Raw genomic sequence first — 15,778 nt, forward strand, 5'->3', positions numbered from 1 at the left:
TTCACTCCTTTACTCATCCTAATAAACGATAATATAAACTTCTCGCAAATTGAATATCATTCGTTCCATGAATAAATACACGGCCATCTTGAAAAATAACAAAGCGCTGCTCTGGAAGCTGACATGACAGAAGATATGGGTTGCGGTCTACTTTCCCTTGGTTTTTTAAACGCTTTTCCAATTCATCAAAGTTGTGTAAATGCTGCTGCGAGGGTCTGATCTGAACCGTCTCTCTGCCGCAAAGAACTTCTGTTTTAAGCTGATTTTCATACGCTAAGTACGGATATGTGCGTGCCGATCCGCAAGAAGAACATTCATAACTTTTCATTTTACCCGTCTTAAATTCAGCGTGCTGATTATTCCAGACGTCAAAAGTTAGAAATGTGTGTCGCAAAGCTTCAACGTCTCCCACTAAAATTTTTAATGCTTCGGTTATTTGATAGGCTGCCACAATTTGAACGGCTGGACTGATAATTCCTGCTGTCTCACACGTCGCTCCTCCCACAGGCATTTTTTTCAATATGCAGTGCAGACAAGGGGTTACGTTTGGGATAACGGTATAAGTGGTGCCATAACTCCCTACACATGAGCCGTAGATCCAAGGAACTTCATACTTATGTGACAAATCATTTAAAATAAAGCGAATGTCGAAATTGTCTGTCGCATCGATAATCAAATCAGCTGTTTGGACGATACTTTCTAAATTAGCAGGCTGAGCATCCATCACCAGCGCTTCGATTTTCACTTCTGTGTTTATTTGACGCAAACGATTTTTGGCTGCTACAGCTTTAGGCAGTTTGTTTTGCGCATCTTGTTCTGTATAAAGCTGCTGACGCTGCAGATTACTCCATTCTACATAATCACGATCTACAAGAGTCAATTTTCCAATTCCAGCACGCACGAGGGCTTCTGCACTAGCGCTGCCTAGAGCCCCTGCGCCTACAACTAAAACATGCTTACTTCTAATTTGCTGCTGCCCTTTGTTTCCAATGGGCTGGAAAAGCTGCTGACGTGAATAACGTTCTGTCACTCTTTTCTCTCCCTTTCTCGTTCAATCTATGACCTCACTATCTATTCCTTCGTCAAAGATATTTCTTTAAAAACATGCTATTATACACATAAAGCTAAGCTGCTTTACGGACGCTTATGTGCATAAATATACAAATATATTTTGATGGAGGTATTTAATAAATGTCCATTGCCGGCATTGTATTAGCAGGAGGAAAATCTTCTCGCTACGGTCAACCAAAAATGTTTGAAACCTATAACAAGAAATCATTTTACGAATATAGTATAGATGCATTAAAAGAAAATCACGTCACACCTATACTTGTGTCTACCAACCAAGATTTACTTCCTTATTTTCAAAGAAAAGATGTTTCATTTGCAGTTGAAAAATGCCCGTATCAAGGACCTTTGTATGCAATTCATCATGCTTTAACTGCAATTGATTGCCGTGCTGAATGGTTCTTTATTCTTTCGTGTGACATTCCTTTTGTTAATGCTGAGTTTGTTCATAATATGATTACCCTAACTCAGGCGAACTCAGCTGATATTGTTCTTCCTGTTCAGCCAAATCACATGCACCCGCTTCTAGCCCTCTATCACCGTAGAACGCTTCCTCTTATTGACCAACTCGTTACACAAGGTGAAAGAAGGCTTACAGGATTGTTGAATCAGGCAAACGTCCTTCGCGTGCCTTTTTCAGCAGAAGATCCTACTTTTATAAATGTGAATCATCGCAGTGATTGGCATTTATAAGGCTTTTTTTGAATTATCCACCAATATGAGACATTTCCACTTTCTCAGCGCCTTGGACCTGTCTTCCGTTAGCCCGCTCATCTGAGTAACGATCTTTCCGATGATTCCAGATATCAGAAATGGTGTCACAAACAGTATGATCAGATGCTTGTGATCGTATCAGTTTCCGGAGGTCGTACCCTTTTGACGCAAACAAGCAGGTATAGAGCTTTCCTTCAGCCGATACTCTTGCGCGTGAACAAGTCGAACAGAATGAATCTGTCACGGATGAAATGATACCAATTTCCTCTTCTGTCCCAACATACCGATACCTGGTAGCTACTTCTCCCGTGTAATGAGGCGGAATTTCTTCAAGAGGCATTTCTTGTCCAACTATATCAAGAATTTGTTTCTTTGTTATAACCTCATCCATTTTCCATCCGTTTGAATTTCCAACATCCATGTATTCAATAAAGCGCAGCGTATGTTTTTTGCCTTTAAAATATTGGGCTATCGGAAGGATATCCTGCTCGTTCTTGCCTTTTTGGACAACCATGTTTATTTTGACTGAAATCCCCGCAAGAGCTGCTGCCTCTATTCCTTCTAACACTCGTTTGACGCTTCCTCGATTTCCGTTCAGCTCTTGAAATCTCACTTCATCAAGCGAGTCTAAGCTGACGGTTACTCTTGATAATCCCGCTTTTGATAAGGCTTCTGCATGCTTCTTTAACAGTGAGCCGTTTGTTGTTATGGCAATATCATCTATACCCTCAATTTGCTTCAGACGATTGATTAGATCTGGCAAGCCTTTTCTTAGCAGTGGCTCTCCTCCCGTTATACGCACTTTTTTTACTCCTAGCGATGCGAATAATCTCGTGAGTCTCTCTAATTCATCAAACGAAAGAATATTTTCGGCAGGTAAAAATGGATAGTCTGCCCCAAAAATTTCTTCAGGCATACAATATCGACAGCGAAAGTTACAGCGATCTGTTACGGACAAACGCAAGTCTCGTAAAGGGCGCTTTAACGTATCAACTATAGTGTATGACATCTGCCTCATCTCTCCTCTCTAGCTGTCAGCTTCTCCACAGCAGATTAACTTTCTCTTAAAATTCTTTCCGGGCATGTATAAATATTCAACGAATCACTTCGGATAAACCCTACCGTTGTAATTCTCAATTCTTCTGCTAGATTTAAAGCAAGTTCAGTCGGAGCGGATTTTGAAAGAACCACTTCACACCCGATCTTCGCTACTTTCAACAAAATTTCTGAAGAAATACGGCCGCTGAAAACGACTACTTTATCCCTAATTGAAATATGGTGTTTTAAGCAATACCCATATAGTTTATCTAGAGCATTATGCCTGCCAATGTCCATTCTGCTAAGCATGAAACCATTTTTATCACAAATGGCAGCGTTATGAACGCCACCCGTTTCTTGAAACGTAGCAGCAGATTGCTGCAGCTTATTCATGAGTTGAAAACAATCCTTAATTGAAAGTTCTACCGATATATCATTCATTTTTTTAGCAGTCAGCGCATCATTTATAAAGACAAACCCTTGTCTGCTCGCCCCGCAGCAAGACGTGATATATCGTTTATTTTGAAGGTTTTGAAAATACGGGTTTAATTTATCTATTGTAACATGAACATACCCTTCTTTTTCTTGAACCCATATGTTTTTAATGTCTTTGTATTCTCGAATAACCCCTTCAGATGCTAAATAGCCAATTACCATATCTTCAATGTATTGAGGGCTACATACCATCGTGACAAACTCTTCTTCATTAATTTTCACAGTCACAGGAAACTCCGTTACAATTTTATCTTCCACGCTTTCCATTTCACCATTTTTAAATCTAAGAACTGTACGCTTCTTAACGGTCGAATTCATGTGATGTCTCCTTTTTTAAATAATGTTTTTATCAAAAACAAATACGGAAACCGCTATATTTTCTTTTATTTTCATATCTGAAAATAAATTAACCAGCTTTGCTCCTACCAATTCTTCTAGCCCTTCCGGCGGATTCGATGCATATACATCTTGAATCATTTTTGTTCGAGCTAAATGAACCATGTCACACCCTTCAGAAGTGCTTGCAATAAATGTTTCTGTCGGAGTTAAATTTCCATACAGTGTTGAGACAGCCATATTTTCAACAAAAACCGTATGTATTCTTTCCGGTCCTTTTCCAAATAAATCTTTTCGAAGCTTCCGAATAATATCATTAAATTCATGAATTGTTTTTGACATAATCAACGCTCTCCCACCGATTAAAATTAAATTGTGCATTTTATTCCTACAGTTTTTTTATCATAAATCAACACTTCAAAAAATAAAAGCCTAAAATCTTTGCAGCAAAACTTTTGAAGAGAGTTGGGTATTTAAAAAAGTTGTGCATTTAAAAACGTAGCGATATAATTATAAATAACCGAGATGGAATAATAATAATAATGAATTGTTATTACTCTATCACTTTTTCTTAACGATATAAATGGGCCGGATTGGCATATTAGTAAGACCTGCTAGTAAACTATTCCACCATGATTGCACTTCCCTTATTTAATTAGGCATGTGTATTCATGGTGGTTTTTTGTTTTATATAAAGGAGGAAAACAAATGAGTCGTGAAATCATCACTGTTCATATAAATGGCAACGAATACAAGGCAGCTTCAGGTTCTACCATACTCGAAATTATTAACCAGCAAAACATCGAGCATCCTCAGATTTGTTATGTGCCTGAAGTAGACCCTATTCAAACTTGTGACACATGTATTGTTGAAATGAATGGCGAGTTAGTTCGTTCTTGTTCTACAAAAGCTGAAAACGGCATGAAGATTGAATTACAATCAGCACCCGCAAAAGCGGCACAGACGGAAGCAATGGATCGCTTATTAGAAAATCATTTGCTATACTGCACCGTTTGCGATAATAACAACGGAAACTGTAAATTACATAATACAGCCGAAATGATGGAGATTGAACATCAAAAATACCCCTATACGCCAAAGGCCTCAGAGGATGAAGTCGATATGTCTCATCCGTTTTACCGTTATGACCCTAATCAATGCATTGCTTGTGGACAATGTGTAGAGGTTTGTCAAAATCTTCAAGTTAATGAAACGCTCTCTATCGACTGGGAAGCGAAACGTCCCCGCGTTCTCTGGGATGATGGTGTAGCAATCAATGAATCTTCTTGTGTGAGCTGCGGTCAATGTGTAACAGTATGCCCTTGTAATGCCTTAATGGAAAAATCTATGCTCGGAGAAGCTGGATTCATGACCGGACTTCCAAAAAGCGTTTTGAATCCAATGATTGATTTAGTTAAAGAAGTGGAACCAGGGTACAGCGGAATTTTTGCTGTTTCAGAGGTGGAAGCAGCTATGCGTGAAACTCGGACGAAAAAAACAAAAACCGTCTGTACATTTTGCGGAGTTGGATGTTCATTTGAAGTGTGGACAAAAGGCCGCGAAATCCTTAAAGTTCAACCTAGCTCAGATGCTCCCGCAAACGCTATTTCAACCTGTGTGAAAGGAAAATTCGGCTGGGATTTTGTAAACTCTGAAAAACGTATTACTAAGCCTTTAATCCGAAAAAATGGCGCATTTGTAGAGTCATCATGGGAAGAAGCGCTCGATTTAGTAGCAAGCAGGTTAAACTCTATCAATCAGCAGTACGGACATGGATCCGTTGGTTTTATCTCTTCTTCTAAGATTACAAACGAAGAAAACTATGTTATTCAAAAGCTGGCTCGCCAAATGTTTGAAACAAATGACGTAGACAACTGTTCTCGCTACTGTCAGTCTCCTGCAACCGATGGATTATTTCGAACAGTCGGAATGGGAGGCGATGCCGGCACGATAAAAGACATCGCAAAAGCTGGACTGGTTATCATCGTTGGAGCTAACCCTGCCGAAGGTCACCCTGTATTAGCAACTCGTATCAAACGCGCGCATAAGCTTCATGACCAAAAACTAATCGTCGCAGATTTGCGCAAAAACGAAATGGCTGAACGCTCTGACATTTTTATCAGTCCAAAACAAGGTACGGACCAAGTATGGCTAATGGCTGTAACAAAATACATGATTGATCAAGGATGGCACAACGAAAAATTCATCCAAGAAAACGTCAACTATTTTGAAGACTTTAACTCTTTGCTTGAAAAGTACACACTTGAATATGCTGAACAAATTACGGGTATTTCAGCAGCAACACTCATTCAAATAGCTGAAATGATTCGAGACGCCGATGGAACCTGTGTGCTGTGGGGTATGGGCGTGACGCAAAATACAGGAGGCTCTGATACATCAGCGGCTATCTCAAACCTGTTGCTTGCTACTGGAAACTATCGACGCCCTGGTGCAGGCGCTTATCCACTCCGAGGCCACAATAACGTGCAAGGCGCATGCGATATGGGAACTCTTCCCGCTTGGCTTCCAGGTTATCAGCACGTCACGGACTCAGTCGCTCGAGAAAAATTTGAAAAAGCATACGGCGTGAAAATTAAAGACAAGCCGGGTCTTGATAATATCCAAATGCTTCATTCAATTGATGAAGGAAAAATGAAAGCTATGTACCTTGTAGGAGAAGATATGGCTCTTGTCGATTCGAACGCTAATCACGTACACGAAATATTATCAAATCTAGATTTTTTTGTTGTCCAAGACATTTTCCTTTCAAGAACGGCTCAATATGCTGATGTTGTACTCCCTGCTGTTCCTTCTCTTGAAAAAGACGGAACGTTTACCAATACGGAGCGACGCGTACAAAGATTGTATCAAGCATTGCCAACGCTTGGTGATTCGAAGCCGGATTGGTGGATTGTTCAAGAGATTGCAAACCGCTTAGGTGCAAATTGGACGTATACACACCCTGGTGACATCTTTTCAGAAATGGCTAGTCTATCACCTCTGTTCAGCCAAGCCAGCTACGAAAACCTTGAAGGCTGGGATAGCTTCTTATGGGGGAGCTTAGAGGGGAAAAGCACGCCTTTACTTTACGTCGATGGGTTTAATTTCCCAGATAAAAAAGCGCGCTTTGCTTTATCAGATTGGGTTCTTCCTGCTGAATTTTCAGAGGAATATGATTTGAACATTAATAACGGACGAATGTTAGAACATTTTCATGAAGGGAATATGACCAATAAATCGAGCGGTATTCAATCAAAGGTACCGGAAGTATTTGTAGAAATTTCACCTCAGCTTGCCAAGGAGCGTGAAATTGAAGACGGTTCGCTTGTCAGATTAATCTCACCGTTTGGAGCAGTAAAAGTACAGGCATTAATTACAGAGCGAGTAAAAGCAAATGAGCTGTATCTTCCGATGCACTCCGTTCATAAAGATTCGGCTATTAACTTCTTGACGGGGCCTGCAGTAGACCAACGAACAAATACGCCGGCTTACAAACAAACAAAAGTACGGATGGAAGTATTAAGCAAAGGTGGAAAAACGCCTTTACCGTCTACAAATCCGCGTAACAAAAAACGTCATCCTCAAAATGGGGTCGAGGTTCAGCGTAAATGGAATCGTCCTGGCTACGTCCATTTAACAAGTAAATAGGAGGAGAAAAGATGGCACAACCTATTACAGAAATTAAAAAGCCTCTTCCAAGCGAGGAAGAAAAAAAACAGCAAAAATTAGAAGACTTGACTTCCCTGCTGGCAGATAATGAAGAAGCGCTGAATCGTATTCTCGGTATTGTCGGAGAACTTAACGACATGGGTGTTCTTGAAGCTGCTGATTCAATGATTCAAGCAAAAGAAAAAATCTCAAAAATTGCGCTTCATCAAATTTCTAGAGAACCCGTAACCAATTTAATTAATACCCTTATGGGTGCAAGCAGCGGTTTGATGAAGGCAGACCCAGAGGTAACCGCTAAACTTGTGAACAGTGCAACAGCTGGTATGAACGAAGCAAATGAATATGTAAAAACAGGAAAAAAAGTAAGTGCGTTAGCTCTTATAAAAGCGCTAAATGATCCAGATGTTAATCGTGCAATTGGATTTGGACTTCACTTTTTAAAAGGAATGGGCAAAGCGTTGGAAGAGTAAATAAGACAGCGACTTGAAAGTTTTTTCCCTTTCAAGTCGCTGTTTTCTTTTTAGGAAGTCCCTTTCTAAGTGAACGTGATATAGTTATACTAAATTGCTCTACTAAAACTAATTGAGGTGACACGATGCAACAATACTTTAAACCCTTATTCGCACTATTATTTTTAATTATGTTTACTGCTGCTTGTTCGAACGGAACAAATACGAGTCAATCAGCGGCTCAGTACCAAAACGTCAGCTTAACGATATCCGCTGCAGCCAGCTTAAAAGATGCGCTTACTGATATTCAAAAGCAATATGAAACAAAGCATCCGAATGTCGACTTAAAATTTAATTTTGGGGCTTCAGGCTCGCTGCAACAGCAAATCGAAAACGGCGCACCGGCTGATTTGTTTTTTTCAGCAGCGGAAGATAAGTTTGATGCACTGGTAAAGTCGGGAGTTATTTCTAAAGAAAATGGAACTGACTTGGTTGGCAACGACCTTGTGCTTATCGTCCCAAAGAATAATTCGGCTGCCATCAAAAATTTTGAAGATCTATCAAAGCCTGCTGTTCAAAAAATTGCACTTGGCATACCGGAATCCGTTCCTGCCGGACAGTATGCAAAAGAGACTTTTGAACACATGAATCTGTGGAAAAACGTTGAGCCTAAAACCGTCTATGCAAAAGACGTACGCCAGGTGCTTTCCTATGTGGAGACAGGAAACGTTGAAGCTGGAGTTGTTTATAAAACCGATGCGTTGATTTCAAAAAAAGTGAAGATTGTAGCCACTGCAGATCATAGCACTCACAAACCAATTGTATATCCTGTAGGCGTTATTAAGGATTCGAAACATCCACAAGAAGCCAAGGATTTTTATCAATTTTTACAAAGTAAGACGGCTCTTAACACGTTTAAAAAATACGGTTTCACTGCGAATTGAGACTGCTATGATTCAAGAGTTTTTATCTCCTCTTCAGCTATCGCTTAAAATTGCATTAGTAGCGGGATTTGTCGTGATTATTCTAGGCACTGTTATAGGAAAACTGTTATCAAGGAAACACTTTAAGGGAAAAGTGATGGTTGAAACGGTGTTGATGCTGCCATTGGTCCTGCCTCCGTCCGTTGTTGGATTTTTATTGATTGTCATATTCGGAAAACACAGCCTACTCGGCCGAGCAATTGAATGGTTCTTTCAACAACCCGTTATTTTTACGTGGTGGGCAGCTGTTATTGCATCCGTTGTCGTTGCGTTTCCCCTTATGTATCAATCTGCCAAAACGGGCTTCCAAGGCGTTGATCATGAAATTGAAGACGCAGCTCGAGTAGATGGTGCAAGCGAATGGAAAGTCTTTTTCTTTATTTCCATTCCTTTAGCTTCTAAAGCTATCGTAACAGGAGGTGTGTTAAGTCTGGCAAGAGCACTCGGAGAATTTGGAGCCACTTTGATGTTTGCTGGCAATATTCCAGGTGAAACTCAAACTGTTCCTACCGCTATCTACGTCGCGATTGACTCTGGAAACACGAATCTCGCTTGGCTATGGGTTATCTCGATCGTCTTTCTTTCCTTTCTTATGCTGCTTTTTGTTCAGCTTAAACAAAAGTAAAAGGATGCCTCTTACACAAAGAGGCATCCTTTTACTTTTGTACCGCTTTTTCAATTTTACATACATCATAAATTAAAAAGGAGCTAATCAAATGTAGATCATACATTTGATTAGCTCCTGTTATAAGTAAGGTAAGCCACCAAAAATATGTATTTGGTGGAGACGGTGGGAGTCGAACCCACGTCCAGAAATATCGCCACTTAAGCGTCTACGAGTGTAGTTGGCATATTGATCATTCGCGAGCTGTTCTGCCTACCAACAGGCGTCCCAGTCGCTAGTCTGATTATTCTCTTCCTTCGTCCTCAGACGGCGAACTCTGGCGTAGCCCACTTAAAGTGAGTCCCTTACCCTACCACATGGGCGATGGAGGGAGGAACCGCTAAGCTACTATTATGCAGCTAAAGCGAAGTTATTGTTAGATTTGCCAGTTATTATTGGCGTTGATGTTTTAACGAGGCCATCTCCTCGACTCGCAACCTAAGCTCGAACTATCCCTGTCGAATCCGTAACGTCCCCATATAAAAGGGAGTCGGAATGTGTAAGAAAAATTCTTACATCAGATAGCGACTTCAGTGTGCAAAATGAAATCTAACTGATAACAATATTTATTATATCACAAAATGAGCATTTTGCAATTGTAAGATTTTGTAATTTTACATCTTTTGACGATCACGAAATGCTCGTTCGATATCACGCTTGGCTTCTTTACGCTTTAAGTCTTCACGCTTATCATATTTCTTTTTACCCTTACCAAGCCCTAGTAAAACCTTTGCGTATCCATTTTTCAAATACACTTTTAACGGAACTAGTGAATAACCTGTTTCTTTTGAATAGCCAATTAGCTTGCTGATTTCGCGTTTATGCAGCAATAGCTTTCGTGTACGAAGTGGCTCATGATTGTATCGATTTCCTTGTTCGTAAGGACTAACGTGCATATTGTGTAAAAATACTTCTCCGTTTTGCACACGAGCAAAAGAGTCCTTTAAATTCACACGACCATTACGAATTGATTTAATTTCCGTTCCTTGTAGAACAATACCCGTCTCATATGTTTCTTCAATAAAAAAGTCGTGGCGGGCTTTTTTGTTTTGTGCAATTAATTTCCCTTCACCTTTTGGCATAAAACGTTCCTTCCCTTCAGCCGTACTTACGTATATGTATGATATTATGTATCATTTTACTGTATGGAAATCTAAACAACAACTAAAACGTTTAATAGAGCTGTTTTGAAGCAGAAGGTCTACCCTTCTGCTTCACTGCTGTCGATTATTTGCGCTTTTTCTTTTTGCGCTTAACGTTTGGAGCGCCTTCGAAGAATCTTTTTTTCTTTTTCTTCTTTGGTTTTTGAGTAGACCACTCTTCATTTTTGCTTCGGCTGCCCTCTCGACCTTTTCCTTTATCATCTTTGCGTGACTTTTGCTTTGCCTTAATCACTTTAGGACGATCTTTAGATAAGCGTTTGCGGCCTTCTTTCATTCCCACAATAACAAAGTCCACTGAACGCTCGTCTTTATTCACATCGGCAACTTTCACTTCAATTTCGTCTCCAATTCGGAAGACGTTGCCCGTTCTTTCTCCAATCATCGCATAATGACGTTCGTCGTAACGATAATAGTCATCCGTTAAGTCACTAACATGAACTAACCCTTCAATCGTATTTTCTAGCTCCACGAACATCCCAAAGTTTGTAACAGAGCTAATAATACCATTGAATACTTCCCCAACTTTATCAGCCATAAACTCAGCTTTTTTCATATCGTCCGTTTCTCGCTCAGCGTCAACTGAACGACGTTCCATATTAGAAGAATGCTCAGCAACATCAGGCAGAAGCTCGCGCCATTTTTCTTGCGTTTGCTGATCTGTTTTTCCTTCAATTAAATACGTACGAATGAGACGATGAACGATTAAATCCGGATAACGACGGATTGGAGACGTAAAATGCGTATAGAATTCAGCTGATAAACCAAAGTGGCCTAAACTTTCTGCTTCATATTTCGCTTGTTTCATCGAACGAAGCATAACAGTTGAAATAACCATCTCTTCAGGCGTACCCTTTACTTCTTCTAAAATATCTTGCAGCGCACGCGGATGAATATCGTTGCCTGTCCCTTTCACTGTATAACCAAAGTTTGTAATAAACTCTAAGAAACGAGTAAGCTTCTCTGCATCTGGATCTTCATGAATACGATAAATAAACGGTACGTTCATCCAGTGAAAATGTTCTGCTACTGTTTCATTCGCCGCCAGCATAAATTCTTCGATTAGCTTTTCAGCAACTGAACGTTCACGCAAAATAACATCGTGAGGATGTCCATCATCATCTACCAATACTTTTGCTTCTTTGAAATCAAAATCAATGGCACCGCGATCCATTCTCTTTTTACGAAGAATAGCTGCCAGCTTTTCCATACGCTCAAACATCGGAACGATTGGCTCGTAGCGTTCTAACACTTCTTCATCTTTATCCACTAAGATTTTGTTCACATCTGAATACGTCATTCGTTCTGTCGTTTTGATGACACTTTCAAAAATCTCATGTTTTACTACTTCACCTTGTGGATTAATTTCCATCTCACAAGAAAGTGTAAAACGGTTAACTTTTGGATTTAATGAGCAGATTCCGTTAGATAAACGGTGAGGAATCATCGGAATAACTCGGTCTACTAAATAGACGCTTGTTCCGCGCTCTGCTGCTTCTACATCAATCGGAGAACCTTCTTTAACGTAGTGACTTACATCTGCAATATGAACGCCTAATTTGTAGTTTCCGTTTTCAAGCTCTGTAACCGTTACAGCGTCATCCAAATCTTTTGCATCTGCTCCGTCAATGGTTACAATAACTTGATCCCGAAGATCGCGACGGTTACCGATATCTTTTTCATCAATCGTCTCAGGTGTATCAATTGCTTGCGTTAAAGCGTCAGCAGGAAATTCTTGAGGAAGACCGTGCTTATGGATAACAGAAATGATATCGATCCCCGGATCGTTTTTATGTCCAAGAATTTGAACAACTTTTCCTTCTGCATTCATGCGGCCTTCCGGATAGGTTGTGAGCTCTACTACTACTTTATGGCCTTCAACTGCACCGTTTCTTGCTGCTTTGGGAATAAAGATATCACCTGCAATTTTTTTGTCATCCGCAATCACAAAGCCGAAATTCTTGCTTTGCGTATACGTACCTACAATTTGCTGGGTACCTCGTTCTAAGATTTTTACAATGGTTCCTTCACGACGAGCACCTGATGATTCTGATAACACTCTTGCAAGCACAATATCTCCGTGCATAGCATTGTTTGTTTCAGTAGGGGGAATAAATACATCACCCGCATCTTTTTCTTCAGGAACTACGAACGCAAACCCTTTTGCATGTCCGCTTACTTTCCCTTTGACAAAATTCATTTGTTCCGGCAGCCCGTAGCGGTCATTTCTTGCTCGGATAATTAAACCCTTCTCTTCCATAATAACAAGTGCCTTAACAAACTCTTTGAATGACTCTGCATCCTCCGTATTAAATTCTTTTGCAAGCTCTTGGACAGTCAAAGGTTTGTAATTATCCCTTTTCATAAAATCCAATATTTCATTCATATAGGGCTGATTTTCTTCTTTCACATCATGTCCCTCCTTTTTCATTATTCGTATTATCTCTATTACCAATCAAGTGATTCCAAAAATGCATATACATCCTCGTGAAGCTGATCTCGCTCTTTATCAAAGGTAATGGTATGACCAGATTCTTCGTACCACTTTATATCTTTTGTAGGAGACTCGACGCTATTATAAATAATATTGGCGCTGTCTGTATTAATCATATGATCATGACGACCTTGTACAACAAATGTCGGTGCATAAATCATATCAACTGAATTTCGCACTTCAGCGATTAATTCCTGTAAAGACTTTAACGTGTTCATTGGTGTTTGTTTGAACTCTTCCATTTCTTGTTCAATCTGTTCAGACGATTTACCTTCACGCTTTTTATATTCGCGTGCATACGCTAAAACACCTTCATACATGACTTCTTCACTCTTTATATACATAGGCGCGCACATAGGCACAATACCCTTTATAGGTACAGTGTAACCTAATTTCAGTGAAAATACGCCACCTAGTGAAAGACCTACAGCGGCAATACTTTCATGGCCTTTACTTTTCAAAAACTCATAGCCTTCCATGACATCTTTCCACCAATCTTTTGGACCAGTATGAACAAGCTCTTCAGGCGCTACACCGTGTCCTTTATAGTGAGGTGCGTGGCATGTGTATCCTTTTTTCTCTAAAAAACGACCTAACATACGAACATCAGCAGAATTTCCGGTAAAACCGTGAAGTAATAAAACAGCCTTTTCGCCGCCTTCAAATGTAAATGGCTTTGGTTGTGCAATTTTCATATATCATTTAACTCCTTTTAGTTATAATATCTGCAGTCATAATAGAAAAAAACATGTATTTATGTGACGGTCATCACATAACAAGAGATGTGTCCGTCAACTTTTACGCTTTTATACTATATTTAGTACTTTTTTCTAAAGCTATATTATATCATTACTTAAAAATGAAATTAAAGTATTCAACACGCCCATTAAAAAAGCCACCTAATACATAAGTTGGTATACACCAAGTACGTATGCATTAGGTGGCAGTCTATCCAGTAACATATTAAAGTTTGAAATAAGATACAGCAAGTGTTAACGCAAAGAATAAGATAGATAACACTACTGTCAAACGGTGTAAAACTAAGTCAATTCCACGTGCTTTTTGTTTTCCAAATAACGTTTCAGCTCCACCGGAAATAGCTCCAGATAATCCAGTAGTTTTGCTTGATTGTAAAACGACCACAACAATCAATGCAATTGAAACAATCACTAGCAAAGTAATCAGCAATGTATGCACTAAGACACACCTCCTACACCAAGTAATAGTCAATCAGCGGGGTTTCTTCATCCCTTCTGATTGGCATTACCGGGGATAAAGTACGCGCACTACGCTAAGGTTAATTTATCATAAAAAACCCTCTCATACAAGTAATGACAGCGAAATACGCCGGATTTTAACATAAAAAAACGGATGACAATCGTCATCCGTTTTTTATGATTTCAACTTATTTTTTTAAGTTGTAGAAAGATTTAGCGCCATCGTATACAGCTAGAACACCTAGCTCGTCTTCGATGCGTAGTAATTGGTTGTATTTCGCAATACGGTCTGTACGGCTCATAGAACCAGTTTTGATTTGACCAGCATTTGTTGCAACAGCGATATCAGCGATTGTTGCATCTTCAGTTTCACCAGAACGGTGAGAAACTACTGCTGTGTAACCAGCACGTTTAGCCATTTCAATAGCTTCGAACGTTTCAGTTAATGTACCGATTTGGTTAACTTTGATAAGGATAGAGTTACCTACGCCTTGTTCGATACCTTGAGAAAGTTTTTTCGTGTTTGTTACGAATAAATCGTCACCAACAAGCTGTACTTTGCCGCCAATGCGCTCAGTTAATAGCTTGTGACCATCCCAGTCATTTTCGTCTAAACCGTCTTCGATTGAAACGATTGGGAATTCGTTAACTAACTGCTCGTAGAAATCTACCATTTCAGCAGAAGTTACGCCTGTACGACCTTCGCCTGCTAAGTCATATTTACCAGTTTCTTTGTTGAAGAATTCAGAAGAAGCAACGTCCATACCTAATTGGATGTCTTGACCAGCTTTGTAGCCAGCTTTTTCGATTGCTTCAACAATTACTTCTAATGCTTCACGGTTAGAACCAAGGTTTGGAGCGAATCCACCTTCGTCACCTACAGCTGTGTTTAAGCCTTTTGCAGATAAAACAGATTTTAACGCGTGGAATACTTCAGCACCCATACGGATTGCTTCTTTGAATGTAGGAGCTCCTACAGGTAAAATCATGAACTCTTGGAAGTCAACGTTGTTATCAGCATGAGAACCACCGTTGATGATGTTCATCATTGGAGTTGGTAATTGCTTCGCGTTGAATCCACCAAGGTAACGATATAATGGAAGACCTACGAAATCAGCTGCTGCGTGAGCTACTGCCATAGATACACCAAGGATAGCGTTAGCACCTAATTTACCTTTGTTTTCCGTACCATCTAGCTCAATCATAAGGCGGTCGATACCGATTTGATCAGTTGCGTCCATACCTACTAATTCAGGAGCGATAATTTCGTTTACGTTTTCTACTGCTTTTAATACACCTTTACCTAGGTAGCGAGATTTGTCACCATCGCGTAATTCTACTGCTTCGTGTTCACCAGTAGAAGCACCACTTGGTACGATTGCGCGTCCGAAAGCGCCTGATTCAGTATATACTTCTACTTCAACTGTTGGGTTACCGCGAGAATCTAATACTTCGCGTGCATAAATGTCAAGAATTGTTGGCATTTTAAAA

14 protein-coding genes and 1 other RNA gene are annotated in these 15,778 nt (G+C 39.9%); 5 read left to right on the forward strand and 10 right to left on the reverse strand.

Annotated features, from left to right (window positions below; translation table 11 throughout):
• Nucleotides 1-13 precede the first annotated feature (13 nt).
• Entirely contained in the window at nucleotides 14-1,030 is a 1,017-nt protein-coding gene (locus CEQ83_RS24495; RefSeq protein ID WP_155017534.1) for a molybdopterin-synthase adenylyltransferase MoeB, read from the reverse strand.
• Between the two features lie 161 nt (nucleotides 1,031-1,191).
• On the opposite strand from CEQ83_RS24495, the gene mobA reads away from it, so the two are divergent.
• Nucleotides 1,192-1,761: a molybdenum cofactor guanylyltransferase gene (mobA, locus tag CEQ83_RS24500; RefSeq protein WP_028412064.1), complete on the forward strand. Its 570-nt coding sequence runs from the start codon at nucleotides 1,192-1,194 to the stop codon at nucleotides 1,759-1,761.
• A 13-nt stretch (nucleotides 1,762-1,774) separates the two neighbouring features.
• Here the strand turns inward: mobA and moaA are convergent, their stop codons facing one another.
• Genes moaA through CEQ83_RS24515 form a run of 3 tightly spaced genes read right to left on the reverse strand, consistent with a single transcriptional unit; the run spans nucleotide 1,775 to nucleotide 3,993 of the window.
• Nucleotides 1,775-2,791, reverse strand: coding sequence for a GTP 3',8-cyclase MoaA (moaA, locus tag CEQ83_RS24505; protein WP_155017535.1), 1,017 nt, complete (start codon nucleotides 2,789-2,791; stop codon nucleotides 1,775-1,777).
• Nucleotides 2,792-2,835: 44 nt separating this feature from the next.
• A complete protein-coding gene (fdhD, locus tag CEQ83_RS24510) occupies nucleotides 2,836-3,633 on the reverse strand; it encodes a formate dehydrogenase accessory sulfurtransferase FdhD (protein ID WP_033580428.1) in 798 nt (265 codons plus the stop codon).
• Nucleotides 3,634-3,648: 15 nt separating this feature from the next.
• A complete protein-coding gene (locus CEQ83_RS24515) occupies nucleotides 3,649-3,993 on the reverse strand; it encodes a Na-translocating system protein MpsC family protein (RefSeq protein ID WP_013059689.1) in 345 nt (114 codons plus the stop codon).
• Nucleotides 3,994-4,359: 366 nt separating this feature from the next.
• Here CEQ83_RS24515 and fdhF point away from each other — a divergent pair, with 366 nt between their 5' ends.
• The 4 genes from fdhF (at nucleotide 4,360) to modB (ending at nucleotide 9,377) form a co-directional block, all read left to right on the forward strand.
• Complete coding sequence (fdhF, locus tag CEQ83_RS24520) at nucleotides 4,360-7,299, forward strand: formate dehydrogenase subunit alpha (protein WP_155017536.1); 2,940 nt, start codon at nucleotides 4,360-4,362, stop codon at nucleotides 7,297-7,299.
• A gap of 11 nt (nucleotides 7,300-7,310) precedes the next feature.
• Nucleotides 7,311-7,790 (forward strand): helical membrane plugin domain-containing protein, encoded by a 480-nt coding sequence (locus CEQ83_RS24525; protein ID WP_028412060.1) that lies wholly within the window; start codon nucleotides 7,311-7,313, stop codon nucleotides 7,788-7,790.
• A gap of 125 nt (nucleotides 7,791-7,915) precedes the next feature.
• Complete coding sequence (modA, locus tag CEQ83_RS24530; protein WP_155017537.1) at nucleotides 7,916-8,713, forward strand: molybdate ABC transporter substrate-binding protein; 798 nt, start codon at nucleotides 7,916-7,918, stop codon at nucleotides 8,711-8,713.
• A gap of 7 nt (nucleotides 8,714-8,720) precedes the next feature.
• Nucleotides 8,721-9,377, forward strand: a complete 657-nt coding sequence (gene modB, locus CEQ83_RS24535) for a molybdate ABC transporter permease subunit (protein WP_098627038.1) — start codon at nucleotides 8,721-8,723, stop codon at nucleotides 9,375-9,377.
• Between the two features lie 154 nt (nucleotides 9,378-9,531).
• Here modB and ssrA read toward each other — a convergent pair.
• The 6 genes from ssrA to eno form a co-directional block, all read right to left on the reverse strand.
• Nucleotides 9,532-9,893: a transfer-messenger RNA gene (gene ssrA, locus CEQ83_RS24540) on the reverse strand.
• Nucleotides 9,894-10,030: 137 nt separating this feature from the next.
• Nucleotides 10,031-10,498: an SsrA-binding protein SmpB gene (gene smpB / locus CEQ83_RS24545; RefSeq protein WP_013059694.1), complete on the reverse strand. Its 468-nt coding sequence runs from the start codon at nucleotides 10,496-10,498 to the stop codon at nucleotides 10,031-10,033.
• 145 nt (nucleotides 10,499-10,643) lie between these two features.
• Complete coding sequence (gene rnr, locus CEQ83_RS24550; protein WP_028412057.1) at nucleotides 10,644-12,986, reverse strand: ribonuclease R; 2,343 nt, start codon at nucleotides 12,984-12,986, stop codon at nucleotides 10,644-10,646.
• Nucleotides 12,987-13,024: 38 nt separating this feature from the next.
• Nucleotides 13,025-13,765, reverse strand: coding sequence for an alpha/beta hydrolase (locus CEQ83_RS24555; protein WP_028412056.1), 741 nt, complete (start codon nucleotides 13,763-13,765; stop codon nucleotides 13,025-13,027).
• Nucleotides 13,766-14,033: 268 nt separating this feature from the next.
• A complete protein-coding gene (gene secG / locus CEQ83_RS24560; protein ID WP_014457843.1) occupies nucleotides 14,034-14,267 on the reverse strand; it encodes a preprotein translocase subunit SecG in 234 nt (77 codons plus the stop codon).
• Nucleotides 14,268-14,475: 208 nt separating this feature from the next.
• The gene (gene eno, locus CEQ83_RS24565; protein WP_028412055.1) at nucleotides 14,476-15,771 is read right to left on the reverse strand and encodes a phosphopyruvate hydratase; all 1,296 of its coding nucleotides are present in this window, start codon (nucleotides 15,769-15,771) and stop codon (nucleotides 14,476-14,478) included.
• Between the last annotated feature and the right edge of the window lie 7 nt (nucleotides 15,772-15,778).

The organism is Priestia megaterium (genome assembly GCF_009497655.1).
Lineage (GTDB): Bacteria > Bacillota > Bacilli > Bacillales > Bacillaceae_H > Priestia > Priestia zanthoxyli.